Here is a 15,673-nt window from a genome sequence, read left to right on the forward strand (position 1 = left end):
AGCTGCCTGCCTTGAATCTGGAGCGGGAGAAGAGTCTCGAACTCTCGACCTATACCTTGGCAAGGTATCGCTCTACCAACTGAGCTACTCCCGCATGGAGCGTTTTGGAGGCGGGGGTCGGGATCGAACCGGCGTAGACGGCTTTGCAGGCCGCTGCATAACCACTTTGCTACCCCGCCTTGGGGACACGCATACTACCTAAAACGCGTGTTGTTTGCAAACATCTTTTTTGACTTTTTTCGACTTGCGCCGCAGCCAAAATTTCAATGCATGCTCACCTATCACAATAAAAAAAGGAAGCTTTGTTAGGCTTCCTTTTTTCCAAGTAACCTGGAGCGGGAGAAGAGTCTCGAACTCTCGACCTATACCTTGGCAAGGTATCGCTCTACCAACTGAGCTACTCCCGCATCGAAAACAGAACGCTATTATAAGGCACCGTTGGTATTTGTCAACTATCGATCTTAATTATTTAATTATTTTTTTCCTGATTTTTTCTTGTTCCCGGCGTCGGCTTCCTTGATCATCGGCAGCGCTTTTCTGAGGTAGTACAGCATCGACCAGACCGTCAGCACCGCCGCCACCAGCAGCAGCAGGCTGCCCCACAGGCGGGTATCGACCAGGCCGAACAGGGTGTCGTAGTAGAGCAGCATGGGGATGGCGATCATCTGCGCAGTGGTCTTGATCTTGCCCAGCGAACTGACGGCCACGGACTTGGAAGCGCCGATCTGGGCCATCCATTCGCGCAGTGCGGAGATGGCGATCTCGCGGCCGATGATGATGAAGGCGATCACCGGATGCACGCGGTCCAGGTGCACCAGCACCAGCAAGGCGCCGGTCACCATGAGCTTGTCGGCGACCGGATCGAGGAAGGCGCCAAAGGCAGAGGTCTGGTTCCAGCGGCGCGCCAGGAAACCATCAAACCAGTCGGTGGCGGCCGCGACCACGAAGATGGCCGTGGCGGCGATCCCCTGTTCGTAGCGGTTCAAGCCAATCTCAGGCAGGTAGTAGACCCCGACGACCAGAGGAATAAGCGCCACCCGCAACCAGGTCAGCAGAATCGGAATATTGAAAGGCATACGTCTTGGTGGGTTGGAGCGGCGTACACGAAAAAAATTTTAACGAATAGTAGCAGAGTCACCCTCTGCTGCGCCCGCCTTTATGTCGGCGGTGGCATGAATGGACGGCAGGACGGGCGGACTCAATGCAATTGCCGATAGATTTCTTCGGCCAGCTGACGTGAAATTCCTTCCACCGAGGCCAGGTCATCCACGCTGGCATCGACCACGCCGCGCAGGCCGCCAAAGCGCACCAGCAGGCGCTGGCGGCGCTTGGCGCCAATACCTTCGATCTCTTCCAGGCGCGAGGTCTGGCGCGCCTTGGCGCGCTTGGCGCGCATGCCGGTGATGGCAAAGCGGTGCGCTTCGTCGCGGATCTGCGCGATCAACATCAGGGCGGCCGACTCCTTGCCCAGCTCCTTGGGCGCACGGCCATCGGCGAAGACCAGGGTTTCCAGGCCGACCTTGCGCCCTTCTCCCTTGGCCACGCCGACGATGAGACTGATGTCCAGGCCCAGTTCGGTGAGCACCTGGCGCGCCATCTCGACCTGGCCTTTGCCACCGTCGATGAGCACGATGTCCGGCATGACGCCCTCGCCGTTGGCGACCTTCTCATAGCGCCGCGTGAGCACCTGGCGCATGGCGGCGTAATCGTCGCCCGGCGTGATGTCATTGATGTTGTAGCGGCGGTATTCGCCGTTCTGCATCGCGTGGTGATGGAACACCACGCAGGACGCCTGCGTGGCCTCGCCTTGCGTATGGCTGATGTCGAAACATTCGGCGCGCAGTTCGTCGAGGTCTTCCCGTTCCAGCTCCAGCACCTCGGCCAGTGCACGCGTGCGCGCCTGCTGCGAGCCCTGTTCGGAGAGCAGCCGCGCCAGCGCGATCCCGGCGCCCTTGGCGGCCATCTCCAGCCATTGACGGCGCTGGCCTTGCGGCTGGAAGGTCAGCGTGATGCGATGACCGCACTGCTCCATCAGCGCCATCATCAGCGCCGGATCATCGAATTCGGTGCCGACGATGAGCGAGCCGGGAATGAACTTGTCGATGTAGTGCTGGGCCAGGAAGGCCTTCAGGACTTCGACCTCGATGCTGTCCTCGGCGGTGTCCATCGCATCATCCACGTGCGTGGGGAAATAGGCGCGGTCGCCCAGGTGACGGCCGCCGCGCACCATCGCCAGGTTCACGCAGGCACGCCCCCCCTGCACCACCACGGCGATGATGTCGATGTCGGCGTCGTTCACCGTTTCCATGCTCTGCTGGTGCAGCACGCTGGAGAGCGAACCGATCTGGTCGCGCACGGCGGCAGCCTGCTCGAACTTGAGGTCGGCGGCGAAGGCGTGCATCTTCTGTTCCAGCGCTTCCATCACTTCGCTCTGGCGGCCGCGCAGGAATTTCGAAGCGTTCTCGACGTCGATGGCGTAATCCTCGGGGCTGACCAGGTTGACGCAAGGACCGCTGCAGCGGTGGATCTGGTGCAGCAGGCAAGGCCGCGTGCGATTGGTGAAGACGGTATCTTCGCAGGTGCGCAGCTGGAACACCTTCTGCAAAATCTGGATCGATTCCTTGACCGCGCCGGCATTGGGGAACGGACCGAAATACTGGCTGCGCTTGTCCACCGCACCGCGATAGTAGGCCATGCGCGGGAAGGCGTGGCCGGTGATTTTCAGATAGGGATAGGACTTGTCGTCGCGGAAGAGGATGTTGAAGCGCGGACGCAGCGTCTTGATGAGGTTGTTTTCCAGCAGCAGCGCTTCGGCCTCGCTGCGGGTGACCGTGGTTTCGAGGCGCGCGATGCGCTCGACCATCATGGCGATGCGCGGGCTGGTCAGGGTCTTCTGGAAATAGCTGGAGACGCGCTTCTTGAGGTCGCGCGCCTTGCCCACGTAGAGCACGTTGTCTTCAGCATCGAAGTAGCGATAGACGCCCGGCAGGTGCGGCAGCCGGGCGACCGTCTCCAGCACGGCCTCGCGCGGATCGGGAAGCGGGGAAGCAGGAAGTTCGGACATGAGCGAAAAGCGAAAGACTTACAGCGACTGCACCAGCGCGCGCGCGGCCAGATAGCGCGGATCGGCTTGCAGCGCATCCCATTGCAGCGCCTCGCCCCAGGGCAGCAAGGTGGCGCGGCGCGCGGCAGAAGCCGCATCCGTACCGCCCTGCAAGCCGACCAGGATGGCATCGGCCTTGTCGGGCGAATTGCAGATCAGGGCCACGTCGCAACCGGCATCCAGCGCGGCTTGTGCAGCCTCCAGCGGACCACCGGCGACACTGGCGCCATGCATGCTGAGGTCGTCGCTGAAGATCACGCCCTGGAAGCCGAAGCGCTCGCGCAGCATGGACAGCCAGACCCTGGAAAAACCGGCCGGCTGCGCATCCACCTTGGGATAGATGACGTGGGCCGGCATCACCGCCGCCAGGCTCATGCCCAGCCAGTCATACGGTGTGGCATCGTCACCCAGGATCTCATCGAGCGCGCGCTCGTCAACCGGAATGGCCACGTGCGAATCGGCCGTGACGAAACCGTGGCCGGGGAAATGCTTGCCGCAATTGGCCATCCCGGCCAGCGCCAGGCCGTGATTGAGGCTCTTGGCCATCAGCGTGACCACGCGCGGATCACGATGGAAGGAACGGTCGCCGATGACGCTGGACACCCCGTAATCCAGATCGAGCACGGGCGTAAACGACAGGTCGATGCCACAGGCGCGCAGCTCGGCCGCCAGCACGAAGCCGGTGGCCGTGGCCACCTTGGTGGCTTGCAGCACGTCACGGTCCCACAGCTGGCCAAGCTGGCCCATGGCCGGCAGGCGCGTGAAGCCATCGGTGCGGAAGCGCTGCACGCGTCCGCCTTCGTGGTCGACCGCGATCAGGATGCCTGGGCGAGCCTGGCGGATCGCGCTGGTCAACGCGACCAGTTGCGCACGGTTTTCGTAATTGCGGGCAAACAGGATCACCCCGCCGGTCAGCGGGTGCTGGATACGTGCGATGTCGGCCGCATCCAGTCGGGTGCCGACCACATCCAGCATCACCGGACCGAGCGGCTTGACGGCTTGATTCATGACTTCTCCACGATGACAAAGGCGACGGCGTATTCCGCTTCGTCGGTGATGGAGACCTGGGCGCTCAGGCCCTGCTCTTCCATCCATTGTTGCAAGCTGCCGCTACAAACCGCCACCGGCTTGCCGCTGGGCGCATTGAGCACCTGCATGGCGCGCCAGGTCATGGGCATGCGCATGCCCATGCCGATGGCCTTGGAAAAGGCTTCCTTGGCGGCGAAGCGAGTGGCCAGGAAACGGATGCCGCGGGCTTCCACTTTGGCTTTGCGGCGCAGGTATTTTTCCATCTCCTGCGGGCCCAGGATCTTGCCGGCGAAGCGGTCGCCGTGACGTTGCAACGCGGCCTCTACCCGCGAGATCTGGAGGATGTCGGTACCGATGCCGTAGATCATGCGGCGTGCCTCAACCCCGGGCCTTGAGGGCGTCCAGGCGGGCCTTGACCATGATGGCCTTCATCTCGGAAACCGCATTGCGCCAGCCGGCGAAGACCGCATGGGCCACCACGGCATGGCCGATGTTGAGCTCGGCGATCTCGGGGATGGCGGCGATGGCCTGGACGTTGGTGTAGTGCAGGCCGTGGCCGGCGTTGACCTTCAGGCCCAGCTTGACGCCGGCCTGCACGGCCAGGCGGATGCGTTGCAGTTCTTCCTGCTGCTCCTGTTCGCTGGTGGCGTCCGCATAACGGCCGGTATGAAGTTCGATGACAGGGGCGCCCGATTCTGCGGCGGCCTGGATCTGCTCGACATCCGGATCGATGAACAAAGAGACGCGAATGCGCTCCTGCTGCAACTGGGCAATCGCAGCCTGTACCTCGGCAAAATGGCCACGCACGTCCAGGCCGCCTTCGGTAGTCACTTCGGTACGCTTTTCCGGCACCAGGCAGACATCCTGGGGCTGGATGGCACAGGCAAAATCGATCATTTCCTTGGTCACGGCGGCTTCCAGGTTCATGCGCGTCTGCAGCAGTGGACGGATGGCCTTGACGTCATCGTCGCGGATATGGCGGCGGTCTTCGCGCAGGTGCAGGGTGATGGCATCGGCGCCAGCTTCCTCGGCTTCCAGCGCCGCGCGGATGGGGTCGGGATAGCGCGTGCCGCGCGCATTGCGCAGGGTGGCGACGTGATCGATGTTGATGCCCAGGTCAATGACCGGGCCGGCAGGCTGCAGGAAACTCATGGCGTCAGGAAGCTTCGGTTGAATGATGTTCGGATATGCTCAGCGCTGCACGTGAAGGAATGTGCAGCCAGATCTGGATTGTAGCGGCTCGGGATCGCATGCGGGAGCAGTCGGGGCCGGCGACACGCAGGCCGCCATCTCGTCAAAGTTGCATGAGGTCGATCAGGATCTGGCGCGTGTTCAACTGCGCACCGCCCAGGTGATGCGACAGCAGGTAGCGCATCAGGAACTTGCTCTGCAATTGCGTGGTGGGATCGCTGTAGTCTTCGCGCTCCATATCCAGCAAGGTCTTGCCGGACACCTTGGGCGCACGGTCGGAAATGCGCTCCGGACGCGTGCCCTGCTCCGGATCGACGACGTAGATACCATCGGGCTGCACGGTCTTGCCGCTGGCCACGCAATGGCTCCAGTTGCCGGCCACGCCGGTCTGCTTCAGGAGGATGCGCTCGAACTGGCGCAGCACGATGGGCGCATTCTCGCCGTGGGCCAGCTTGTTCAGCGTGGCCACGTAATGGTCGAAGAGCGCCGGATGCGCGTCTTCTCGGGCCAGCAGCTTGACCAGCAATTCGTTCAGATAGAAGCCGCACAGCAGCGCCGATTTTTCCAGCGGCAGCATGCCGCCCACCCATTCCGCATCGGTCAGCGTGCGCACCTCGGACTTGCCGCTCCACGACAGCGCCAGCGGCTGGAAGGTCTGCAAAGCCCCGCGCAGCTTGGAATGCGGACGCTTGGCGCCCTTGGCCACCAGCGCCACACGGCCATGGTCACGCGAGAAGACGTCGATGATGAGGCTGGTTTCCTTGTAGGGATAGCTGTGCAGCACGAAGCCCGGCTGCGCCAGTACCTTGTGCTCCTTCTCCGGCACGGCGCGGCTGCGCGCGCGCGGCGTGGCCGGCTTGCGCGCGGGGGCCTTGGCGGGCGCCTGCTGCTCGGCCGCAGTGGCCCCCCCGGCGACCTGGCCGTCGAGCTTGGAATCGGTGAGCATGGTAGTCATGGATATCCGTCCTGAATGCGTGAAGCCACGTCGTTGGGGCGCGGCGTAATGCCATGATGATGCCGGAATGTCGCGCGGCCCGCAGAGGGCCGCGCGCGGGTTCATTCGTAGCCGTAGGCGCGCAGGCCAGCCTCGTTGTCGGCCCAGCCCGATTTGACCTTGACCCAGATCTCCAGATAGACCGGACCACCGAAGAGGCGCTCCATGTCCAGCCGCGACTGAGTGGAAATTTCCTTCAGGCGCGCACCCTTCTGGCCGATCACCATGGCCTTGTGGTTGTCGCGTTCGACCAGGATGGCCGCGAAGATGCGGCGCAGGTTGCCTTCCTGTTCGAACTTCTCTATCAGCACCGTGCTGGTGTAGGGCAGTTCTTCGCCGACGAAGCGGAACACCTTTTCACGCACGATTTCGGAAGCCAGGAATTTCTCGCTGCGGTCGGTGATGTCGTCTTCGTCGAACATCGGCGGATTCTGCGGCAGCAGCTTGCGCACTTCCTCCTGCAAGCGGTCCAGCTGGAAGCGCTGCTTGGCCGAGACCGGTACCACGGCGGCGAAATCATGATGGGAAGCCACTTCGCGGGCGAAGGGCATGAGCGTGGTCTTGTCCTTGTTGCGATCGGCCTTGTTCAAGACCAGGATGCAGGGCACGTTGGCCGGCAAGAGATCCAGCACCTGCTTGTCGGCCGGGCCGAAGGTACCGGCTTCGATCACGAACAGGATCACGTCGGCCGCCGTCAGGGTATTGGTGACGGTGCGGTTCAGGGTCTTGTTGAGCGCGTTGCTGTGACGGGTCTGGAAACCCGGCGTGTCGACATAGACGTACTGGGTATTCTCGATGGTCTGGATGCCGGTGATGCGATGGCGCGTGGTCTGGGCCTTGCGCGAGGTGATGCTGACCTTGGCGCCGACCAGTACGTTCATCAGGGTCGACTTGCCGACGTTGGGACGACCGACGATGGCGATGTAACCGCAACGGTAATCGTCATCGGGGGTCTGCGCCGACGCGTCGCCGGCCATGGGGGAATCTGTCATGCTGTTCTGGATTGCGTGGCGGATGAAGCCGCCGAAATGGGTTCTGCTGCGACCGTTTCAGCGCGGTCGCCGGTGTTCTTGCCTTCGCTGCGAGCCGTGGCCGGCGCGCTCTTCTGCTCCCTGGATTCCTTCGGCGGCTTGGCGGGCTTGCCGCCATTGGCCGTGGAAGTCTCGGGACGATTACCCTTGCCCGCCTCATGCTCCGGTGCATCCGGCTGGATGGTGGCGATGCCGGCCAGTTTCAGCTGGGTGGTGCGGGTGCGCGGCTTGCGGCCGGCCGAAGGGGTCTTGGCCAGGGCCAGCTGCACCGCTTCCAGCGCCAGCTTGGCCGCCGCCTGTTCACCGGCGCGTCGGCTGCCACCGGTCCCGAAGACCTGGATGTCCAGCTTGGGCACCAGGCACTCGATCTCGAATTCCTGGCTGTGAGCGGCACCATGGGTGGCGATGACGTTGTACTGCGGCAGCGGGATCTTCTTGCCCTGCAGGAATTCCTGCAACAGGGTCTTGGCATCCTTGCCCAAGGTCTTGGGGTCGACGTGTTCCAGCACCGGGACGTAGAGCGAGCGGATCACCGCACGCGCCGCCTCGAAGCCGGAATCGAGGAAGATGGCGCCGAAGAGCGCTTCGAGCGTATCGGCCAGGATCGAAGGACGACGGAAACCGCCTGACTTCAGCTCGCCCTCGCCCAGGCGCAGGAACTGCGACAGTTCCAGCCGCTGGGCGATTTCATACAGGGATTGCTGCTTGACCAGATTGGCACGCAGGCGCGAGAGGTCGCCTTCGTCGATCTTGTCGTAACGTTCGAAGAGCAGCGAGGCCACCACGCAGTTCAGCACCGAATCGCCGAGGAATTCCAGCCGCTCGTTATGCAAGGCGCTATGGCTACGATGAGTCAAGGCCTGCTGCAGGAGCGAGGCGTCCTTGAAAGTGTGGCCTAGCCGTTGTTGCAAGAGTTGAGGATCCATTTTTTCATCCGTCATTCAGTCTGCCGCCCCGATACGCGCAGCGGCGCGTGGATCGGGGATTACCAGCCTGACCAGTCAGCGGGATCGGTTCAAAGCAAAGCTGAAAACTGCTCCGGGTCTGCCTCCACAATGCGAAGTTGCCAGTTGGAAACTGCGGAAACTACGAAAGCTGCTGGACCAGGATGCGGCGCGCTTTTAGTGGAAGCTGCCGATCCGCTTGATATCGCCCAGGTTCATCCAGACAAAGAAGGCCTTGCCGACGATGTTCTGGTCCGGTACGAAGCCCCAGTAACGACTGTCGAGGCTGTTGTCCCGGTTGTCTCCCATCATGAAATACTCACCCGGCGGCACCGTGCAGGCGAAACCTTCGGCGTTGTAGGTGCACAGTTCGTGATGCGGGAAGGCATCGGGATTGGGCACGAAGTTGGGGGCACGCTCATCGGTCAGGATCTTGTGCTCCACGCCGGTCAGGTTTTCCTGCCATTGCTTATAGTACGTCAGATTTTCATCATCCAGATAATCCGGCAGCGCTTTATAAGAAATTTCTTCACCATTAACCGTTAAGCGCTTGTTTTTATAGACTATTTTATCACCAGGCACACCTACCACGCGCTTGATGTAGTCCACCGACGTATCCTTGGGGTACTTGAAGACCATGACGTCGCCGCGCTGCGGCTCGCCCACTTCGATGATCTTCTTGTTGATGATGGGCAGGCGGATACCGTAGGTGAATTTGTTCACCAGGATCAGGTCACCCACCAGCAGGGTCGGCACCATCGAGCTCGACGGGATCTTGAACGGCTCGTACAGGAAGGAGCGCAGGCAGAACACCAGTGCGATCACCGGGAAGAAGCTGCCTGAATACTCGATCCAGGCCGGCTGCTTCAGGTGGCGCGCCTGCAGTTCGACGCGGCTGCTGGCCACGGCGCCGTCACGCTTGATGCCCTGGGCCTCGTCGCGCGCCACGCGGGCGTCGAACTCGGCCAGGGCGGCATCGGCACGGGCGCGGCGCTGCTTGGAGAGGAAGAAGGTGTCTGCGAACCAGATGACGCCGGTCACCAGCATCAGGACGAACAGAATGAGTGCGAAGTTGCCCAACAAAGCCTGCATGTTATTTATCTTCCACTTGTAAGATTGCCAGGAATGCTTCCTGCGGAATTTCGACCGAGCCCACCTGCTTCATGCGCTTCTTGCCGGCTTTCTGCTTTTCGAGCAGCTTGCGCTTGCGCGAGATGTCGCCGCCGTAGCACTTGGCCAGCACGTTCTTGCGCATGGCCTTGACGTTTTCACGCGAGATGATGGTGGCGCCGATGGCCGCTTGAATCGCCACGTCGAACATCTGGCGCGGGATCAGTTCGCGCATCTTGGCCGCCACCTGGCGGCCGCGGATCTGCGCGGCGGCACGGTGCACAATGATGGCCAGCGCATCGACCTTTTCGCTGTTGATCAGCATGTCCACCTTCACCACGTCGGCGGCACGGTATTCCTTGAACTCGTAGTCCATGGAGGCATAGCCGCGCGAAGTGGATTTCAGGCGGTCGAAGAAGTCCAGCACGATCTCGGCCATCGGCATTTCATAGGTCAGTTGCACCTGCTTGCCGTGGTAGCTCATGTTCATCTGGATGCCGCGCTTCTGCGTGCACAGGGTGATGACCGAGCCTACGTATTCCTGCGGCATGTACAGGTTGACGGTGACGATGGGTTCGCGGATCTCGTCGATCTTGGACACTTCCGGCATCTTGGACGGGTTGTCCACCATCAGCAGGGTACCGTCGCGCTGCTGCACTTCATACACCACCGTCGGCGCGGTGGTGATGAGGTCCATGTCGAACTCGCGCTCCAGGCGCTCCTGCACGATTTCCATGTGCAACAGACCCAGGAAGCCGCAGCGGAAGCCGAAGCCCAGCGCCTGCGACACTTCCGGTTCATACATCAGGGCGGCGTCGTTGAGCTTCAATTTTTCCAGCGAGTCGCGCAGGGCGTCGTACTGGTTGGCTTCCACCGGGAAGAGGCCCGCAAACACCTGCGGCTGCACTTCCTTGAAGCCAGGCAGCGGCGCCGGAGCCGGCTTGCCGGCCAGGGTGATGGTGTCGCCCACGCGCGCAGACTTCAGTTCCTTGATGCCGGCGATGACGAAACCGACCTGCCCTGCCGTCAAGGCTTCGCGCGATTGCGACTTGGGCGTGAACACGCCAATGCTTTCGGTCAGGTACTGGGTTTCGGTGGCCATCAGCAGGATCTTGTCCTTGGGACGCAACGTGCCATTGACGATGCGCACCAGCATGACCACGCCGACGTAGTTGTCGAACCAGGAGTCGATGATCAGTGCCTGCAGCGGCGCGTCCGGGTCCCCCTTGGGCGCCGGCACCTTGGCGACGATGGCTTCCAGCACGTCTTCCACGCCCAGGCCGGTCTTGGCCGAGCAGGGAGTGGCGTCGGACGCGTCGATGCCGATGACGTCCTCGATCTCGCTCTTGGCGTTGTCGGGATCAGCGGACGGCAGGTCGATCTTGTTCAGGACCGGCACCACTTCCACGCCCAGGTCCAGGGCGGTGTAGCAGTTGGCCACCGTCTGCGCTTCCACGCCTTGCGAAGCGTCCACCACCAGCAGTGCGCCTTCGCAGGCCGACAGCGAACGCGAGACTTCATAGCTGAAGTCGACGTGGCCGGGGGTATCGATCAGGTTGAGGTTGTAGATCTGGCCATCCTTGGCCTTGTAGGACAGGGCTGCGGTCTGGGCCTTGATGGTGATGCCGCGCTCGCGCTCGATATCCATCGAATCCAGCACCTGGGCTTCCATCTCGCGGTTGGACAAGCCCCCGCACAACTGGATGATGCGGTCGGCGAGCGTGGACTTGCCGTGATCGATGTGGGCGATGATCGAGAAATTACGGATATTGTTCATTAACAGACTGGAAACGATGAAAAAAGGCGCTCCGAAGCGGGCAGTGCCCAGCCGAGCGCCTTTGCAACAGCTTATTCGACCCGGCATTTTACCGGAATTCACAGGGACAAGCCCGACTTTCCGGTACCCCGCCATACAACGGCGCCTGGCTGCGACAGTGAGCTTTATTGCATTTCAGCAATGAATGCCTGCAGTCGCACCGGGTCCAGATGGTAATGGCACAGCTCCTGCCATTGCCCGTCGGCACCCTGCCCCATCAGCACCGGGACCAGCTCGTCATAGCGCGCCACCAGGGCCTCATCGGCGTCGACGTCGACCATCTCGATGACGGCTGGCACCTCGCCCAACGCCTGGCGCAAGGCGTCACGCAGGTCTTCGCACAGATGGCAGTAGCTGCGCGAATAGATGATGAATTGCAACGAACTGGCGGGCGCCACATGCGGATCGGGGGTGGTCATAGGCTCATATGAAGGTTTTTTCCCTCAGCACGGCCGAGAGGCAAGGAAAAAGGCTGCGGCCCGTGGGAGCCGCAGCCTTCATGCTGAAGTTTCTGGCAATTTTTCGGGAAAATTTCCCGCGTCAGTTGCCGCCGTTCGGGCGCAGCGGCACGAACTGCGAAGAGTCGCCACGGCGCACCAGGACGGCCGCGCGCTTCTTGGCATCCAGCTTGGCCACCAACTGGCCGAACTGCTTGGCGTCGTTGACGTCCACTTCGTTGAGCCGCTGGATGACGTCGCCCGGACGAATGCCGGCCGCTGCGGCAGCGCCGCTGACGGCTTCCACCAGCACGCCGTTGTCGACCTTCAAGTCCTTCTTCTGCGCATCGCTCAGGTCGCTCACCACCAGGCCCAGGGAATTGGGCGTGTTGTCGGGCTTGGTCTTCTTTTCTTCGGCCTGCTTGGGCTTGTCGGCTTCCATCTCGACCACGGTCAGGGTGACGTCGCGGGCACTGCCCTTGCGCCAGATGTTGACGGTGGCCTTCACGCCCGGCTTGGTGGAGCCGACCATGCGCGGCAGGTCGCTCGGGCGCTCGATGGCGGCGCCGTTGTACTTCAGGATGATGTCCCCGGCTTCCAGTCCTGCCTTTTCGGCCGGACCGCCGGCTTCCACGCGCTGCACCAGGGCACCCTGGGCACGCGCCAGGCCCAGCGACTCAGCCACGTCCTTGGTCACTTCACCGATCTGCACGCCGATACGGCCGCGCGTAACGCGTCCGCTGGCCTTCAACTGGTCGGCCACGCGCAGCGCTTCATCGATGGGCACCGCAAAGGAAATCCCCATGAATCCACCGGAACGGCTGTAGATCTGCGAATTGATGCCGACCACTTCGCCCTTCAGATTGATCAGCGGACCGCCCGAGTTGCCGGGATTGACCGCCACGTCAGTCTGGATCAGCGGCAGGTAGTCGCCGGTATCGCGCGCCTTGGCCGAGACGATGCCCGCAGTCACGGTGTTTTCCAGGCCGAAGGGCGAGCCGATGGCCAGTACCCATTCACCCACACGGATCTTGTCGGAATCGCCCATGTTCAGGCGCGGCAGGTTGCTGCCATCAATCTTGAGCACGGCCACGTCAGTACGCGTATCGGAACCCACGATCTTGGCCTTGAATTCACGCTTGTCGGTCAGGGTCACGTAAACCTCGCTGGCACCATCGATCACGTGGGCATTGGTCATGATGAAGCCATCTGCCGAGATGATGAAGCCCGAACCCACGCCACGCGGCACTTCTTCCTGCTGGCCCTGGCCACCCTGCTTGCCATTGCCGCGCGGCGTGCCGGGCTGCTGCTGGCGCGGGATGGGAATGCCGAAGAAGCGACGGAAGAATTCCTGCATTTCCGGATCGTCCATGCCGCCCTGCCCTTGGGCATTCTGGCGCACACGCTCGGTGGTACGAATGTTCACCACGGCCGGGCCGGTACGCTCGACGATATCGGCAAAATCAGGCAGCGCCACCGCAGGGGCAGCCACCGGAGGCGCGGCCAGCACGGCCGGCCCAGCAGCAAACACGGAAGCGGCGAGCAAGGCGCCGGCCAGGGTATTCTTCAAGGGAGTCATTGCAACGGTCTCTTTTATTTGGATTTCAGTTCAATGGAATTGGCGACCTGCCGGATCGCCGTGGCAGGCACTTCCCCCACCACGGTGAGCCAATAATCACCCTGGCGACGGCCGAGGATATTCATGGCGCCCTGCTGTATCGTACCTTCTTCCCGGCCCTGGCTGCCTGGCTCGATGAAAACCGAGATGGCGGCCAACCCGTCGGAAAACACGATCTGCAAGACCTCGCGCTCGGCCGGGCGGTTCTGGGCCGGTGCAGCACCAGCCGGACCGCTGTCGGTAATCATGCGGCGCACCTGCTGGATCTTGCGGAAACCCGGAGGCGGCGTCACCTGCCAGGCCGACAGATCGACTTGCACCATGGCCGCCTTTTCGATGCGCCAGCCGCGCGTGTCCTTGTAAGTGGGGTTGACCCGGGCACGATCAATACCGCCGATCTGGATCTGGGTGAAGGCAATCTGCTCGATCACCTCGCCCTTGGCATCCAGCGTCTGCGCGCGCAGCAGCAGGCCGGTGGCCTGGTCGGCACAGAAACGGTAGCCGTAGCGCAGCTTGTCGCGCGGCGCCAGGACGATGGACTGGCAGGCACGCCCGGCCACACGCTCGTCGGCATCGGCCTGGATGCGATAGTGGCTCGCCAGATCCTTCGGACGGGCATCGACGATGGCCGGGAAGACGTCGCGGGTGACCCGCTTTTCCATGCGCACGATGCGCAGGTCGGGCTCGTAACTGGCCACGTCGTCGTTGTCACGCACGAATTCGCGCGGCTTGCCGTCGAGCAGTTCCAGCTTTTCCAGTTCGCTCTTGCCGGCCACCACGTGGGTGACCCGCGAGCTGCGCATCAACGCGGCCTGCTGGTAGACAAAACTGCCGGAATAATTGAGATGCTGGGCGGCAGATTGCATCTTCTGCAATTGCGCCAACAGTGCGGAAGAAGCGGAGGCTTCACTGGCCGTAGTTGTAGAAACGCCATCCGCCGCTAGAGCGGATGGCGCCAAGGATGACCCTAACAACGTGGACAGCAAGCACAGTACGCCGTACAGACGCCCGGTCAGATGCATCTTACTTGTCTGCGTCCGAGGAGAAGGCTGCGGAACGGGCGTATTGCGCCGAACTGTAGGAAGGCGAGAAGCGCTGATGGGCAAACAGGTAGTCGTCGATGCGCGGATCGCGCTTGACTTCGCCCTGCTGGGCCAGCGAGCTCAGCTGGTTCACGTTTTGCGGATTGCCGTTGGTCTCGGCTACGGTCGCAATGGCCGAGGGCACATTGACCGGGGCCGACGCCACTTGTGCCATCGGCACCACCGCCTTGGAATCAGCCGTCACCACGGCCTGCTGCGGCATGGCCACGAAGACTGCTGCCACGGCAGCGGCAGCCGCTGCGGCGCTGGGCATGAGCAAACGCACCAGGCGGCCCGGACGGCGCGCACGATGGTCGCCATTGGCTGCAGCCGCTGCGGTTGCCGCCCCCACGGCTGGCGCGGCAGGCGCTACAGGCGCAACCTGGGGCTGCGGCGCGACGATGGCCGGCTCGGCATCGAGCCACGCGCTCATCTTGGCCGAGAAGCCGGCGCTCAGGGAGACATCCATCTCCTCCGAACGCAGCACCTCGCCGATGCGATGGTAATCCTCCCAGGCGTCCTGAGCGTCCTTGGAAGAACGCAAGGCCGCCAGGGCAAGGGTCATTTCTTCAGAGCCCAGCTCGCCATCGGCGAGGGCTGAGATCTGCTCTTTGGTCGTTACTTTGGTATCCATGTGCAGTCACCCGGCAAATATCTTAGTTCCATACCCGCTTTATTATTTTCTTTTTAACAACAGGCTTGTGGCCTCATCACCAGCGCTTGTCCGCCGCCGTATCCAGCAGTGGACGCAACTTCTCGGCAATTGCTTCCCGGGCGCGGAAAATACGGCTGCGCACGGTGCCGATCGGACAATTCATCGCATCTGCAATCTCGTCGTAGCTCAACCCCTCGATCTCGCGCAACGTGATGGCAGTACGTAATTCTTCCGGCAATGCCTCCATTGCCACGTTGACCGTTTGAGCAATCTGCTTGGTGGCCAACATCGACTCTGGAGTGTTGATGTCCCTCAGATGGTCTGCATCGTCAAAAGTTTCAGCTTCTTCTGCATCTGCTTCTGTCGAAGTTGGCGCCCTGCGGCCCATAGTAACCAGATAGTTCTTTGCAGTGTTGATGCCGATGCGGTAAAGCCAAGTATAGAAGGCAGAATCGCCGCGGAATTGCGGCAGCGCACGATAAGCCTTGATGAAGGCTTCCTGCACCACGTCCTCGGCTTCGGCCTGGTCGCGCACCAGGCGCGACACCAAGCGCATCAGCTTGCGTTGATACTTGACTACCAATAGCTCGAACGCCTTCTTGTCGCCACGCTGGACGCGCTCAACAAGCTGCTGGTCAATTTCGCGTTCTGTCGTCAAACCGG

15 protein-coding genes and 3 tRNA genes are annotated in these 15,673 nt (G+C 62.2%); all 18 read right to left on the reverse strand.

Going from position 1 to position 15,673, the window contains the following annotated elements; translation table 11 throughout:
- Nucleotides 1-18: 18 nt before the first annotated feature.
- Nucleotides 19-94, reverse strand: a tRNA-Gly gene (locus tag ACVC5H_RS15695).
- An 11-nt stretch (nt 95-105) separates the two neighbouring features.
- Nucleotides 106-179, reverse strand: a tRNA-Cys gene (locus tag ACVC5H_RS15700).
- 152 nt (nt 180-331) lie between these two features.
- Nucleotides 332-407, reverse strand: a tRNA-Gly gene (locus ACVC5H_RS15705).
- A gap of 66 nt (nt 408-473) precedes the next feature.
- Nucleotides 474-1,076, reverse strand: a complete 603-nt coding sequence (pgsA, locus tag ACVC5H_RS15710; protein ID WP_489618746.1) for a CDP-diacylglycerol--glycerol-3-phosphate 3-phosphatidyltransferase — start codon at nt 1,074-1,076, stop codon at nt 474-476.
- Between the two features lie 122 nt (nt 1,077-1,198).
- The gene (gene uvrC / locus ACVC5H_RS15715; RefSeq protein ID WP_489618747.1) at nt 1,199-3,064 is read right to left on the reverse strand and encodes an excinuclease ABC subunit UvrC; all 1,866 of its coding nucleotides are present in this window, start codon (nt 3,062-3,064) and stop codon (nt 1,199-1,201) included.
- An 18-nt stretch (nt 3,065-3,082) separates the two neighbouring features.
- Complete coding sequence (nagZ, locus tag ACVC5H_RS15720) at nt 3,083-4,111, reverse strand: beta-N-acetylhexosaminidase (protein WP_489618748.1); 1,029 nt, start codon at nt 4,109-4,111, stop codon at nt 3,083-3,085.
- Entirely contained in the window at nt 4,108-4,500 is a 393-nt protein-coding gene (gene acpS / locus ACVC5H_RS15725; protein ID WP_489618749.1) for a holo-ACP synthase, read from the reverse strand. The genes nagZ and acpS overlap by 4 nt, the downstream gene beginning before the upstream one ends.
- 10 nt (nt 4,501-4,510) lie before the next feature.
- Entirely contained in the window at nt 4,511-5,284 is a 774-nt protein-coding gene (pdxJ, locus tag ACVC5H_RS15730) for a pyridoxine 5'-phosphate synthase (RefSeq protein ID WP_489618750.1), read from the reverse strand.
- A 142-nt stretch (nt 5,285-5,426) separates the two neighbouring features.
- On the reverse strand, nt 5,427-6,278 hold the full coding sequence (gene recO / locus ACVC5H_RS15735; protein ID WP_489618751.1) for a DNA repair protein RecO: 852 nt from the start codon (nt 6,276-6,278) through the stop codon (nt 5,427-5,429).
- A 101-nt stretch (nt 6,279-6,379) separates the two neighbouring features.
- Entirely contained in the window at nt 6,380-7,309 is a 930-nt protein-coding gene (era, locus tag ACVC5H_RS15740) for a GTPase Era (protein WP_489618752.1), read from the reverse strand.
- The gene (gene rnc / locus ACVC5H_RS15745) at nt 7,306-8,274 is read right to left on the reverse strand and encodes a ribonuclease III (RefSeq protein WP_489618753.1); all 969 of its coding nucleotides are present in this window, start codon (nt 8,272-8,274) and stop codon (nt 7,306-7,308) included. Before rnc ends, era begins: the two co-directional genes overlap by 4 nt.
- A 195-nt stretch (nt 8,275-8,469) precedes the next feature.
- Complete coding sequence (lepB, locus tag ACVC5H_RS15750) at nt 8,470-9,384, reverse strand: signal peptidase I (protein ID WP_489618754.1); 915 nt, start codon at nt 9,382-9,384, stop codon at nt 8,470-8,472.
- A 1-nt stretch (nt 9,385) separates the two neighbouring features.
- Nucleotides 9,386-11,179, reverse strand: a complete 1,794-nt coding sequence (lepA, locus tag ACVC5H_RS15755) for a translation elongation factor 4 (RefSeq protein ID WP_489618755.1) — start codon at nt 11,177-11,179, stop codon at nt 9,386-9,388.
- A gap of 164 nt (nt 11,180-11,343) precedes the next feature.
- Nucleotides 11,344-11,637, reverse strand: coding sequence for a glutaredoxin family protein (locus ACVC5H_RS15760; RefSeq protein ID WP_489618756.1), 294 nt, complete (start codon nt 11,635-11,637; stop codon nt 11,344-11,346).
- Nucleotides 11,638-11,758: 121 nt separating this feature from the next.
- Nucleotides 11,759-13,234, reverse strand: coding sequence for a DegQ family serine endoprotease (locus ACVC5H_RS15765; protein ID WP_489618757.1), 1,476 nt, complete (start codon nt 13,232-13,234; stop codon nt 11,759-11,761).
- A gap of 14 nt (nt 13,235-13,248) precedes the next feature.
- Nucleotides 13,249-14,295 (reverse strand): MucB/RseB C-terminal domain-containing protein, encoded by a 1,047-nt coding sequence (locus ACVC5H_RS15770; protein WP_489618758.1) that lies wholly within the window; start codon nt 14,293-14,295, stop codon nt 13,249-13,251.
- A gap of 1 nt (nt 14,296) precedes the next feature.
- Nucleotides 14,297-14,989: a sigma-E factor negative regulatory protein gene (locus ACVC5H_RS15775; RefSeq protein WP_489618759.1), complete on the reverse strand. Its 693-nt coding sequence runs from the start codon at nt 14,987-14,989 to the stop codon at nt 14,297-14,299.
- Nucleotides 14,990-15,065: 76 nt separating this feature from the next.
- Complete coding sequence (rpoE, locus tag ACVC5H_RS15780) at nt 15,066-15,668, reverse strand: RNA polymerase sigma factor RpoE (protein ID WP_006463502.1); 603 nt, start codon at nt 15,666-15,668, stop codon at nt 15,066-15,068.
- Between the last annotated feature and the right edge of the window lie 5 nt (nt 15,669-15,673).

It is taken from the genome of Herbaspirillum sp. Her3, assembly GCF_057961275.1.

Bases quoted from the DNA above. Each gene is read 5' to 3' on its own strand.
- uvrC (WP_489618747.1), bottom strand. From the start codon at position 3,064: ATGTCCGAACTTCCTGCTTCCCCGCTTCCCGATCCGCGCGAGGCCGTG.
- ACVC5H_RS15760 (WP_489618756.1), bottom strand. From the start codon at position 11,637: ATGACCACCCCCGATCCGCATGTGGCGCCCGCCAGTTCGTTGCAATTC.
- era (WP_489618752.1), bottom strand. From the start codon at position 7,309: ATGACAGATTCCCCCATGGCCGGCGACGCGTCGGCGCAGACCCCCGAT.
- lepB (WP_489618754.1), bottom strand. From the start codon at position 9,384: ATGCAGGCTTTGTTGGGCAACTTCGCACTCATTCTGTTCGTCCTGATG.
- recO (WP_489618751.1), bottom strand. From the start codon at position 6,278: ATGACTACCATGCTCACCGATTCCAAGCTCGACGGCCAGGTCGCCGGG.
- ACVC5H_RS15770 (WP_489618758.1), bottom strand. From the start codon at position 14,295: ATGCATCTGACCGGGCGTCTGTACGGCGTACTGTGCTTGCTGTCCACG.
- lepA (WP_489618755.1), bottom strand. From the start codon at position 11,179: ATGAACAATATCCGTAATTTCTCGATCATCGCCCACATCGATCACGGC.
- nagZ (WP_489618748.1), bottom strand. From the start codon at position 4,111: ATGAATCAAGCCGTCAAGCCGCTCGGTCCGGTGATGCTGGATGTGGTC.
- rnc (WP_489618753.1), bottom strand. From the start codon at position 8,274: ATGGATCCTCAACTCTTGCAACAACGGCTAGGCCACACTTTCAAGGAC.
- acpS (WP_489618749.1), bottom strand. From the start codon at position 4,500: ATGATCTACGGCATCGGTACCGACATCCTCCAGATCTCGCGGGTAGAG.
- pdxJ (WP_489618750.1), bottom strand. From the start codon at position 5,284: ATGAGTTTCCTGCAGCCTGCCGGCCCGGTCATTGACCTGGGCATCAAC.
- ACVC5H_RS15765 (WP_489618757.1), bottom strand. From the start codon at position 13,234: ATGACTCCCTTGAAGAATACCCTGGCCGGCGCCTTGCTCGCCGCTTCC.
- pgsA (WP_489618746.1), bottom strand. From the start codon at position 1,076: ATGCCTTTCAATATTCCGATTCTGCTGACCTGGTTGCGGGTGGCGCTT.
- ACVC5H_RS15775 (WP_489618759.1), bottom strand. From the start codon at position 14,989: ATGGATACCAAAGTAACGACCAAAGAGCAGATCTCAGCCCTCGCCGAT.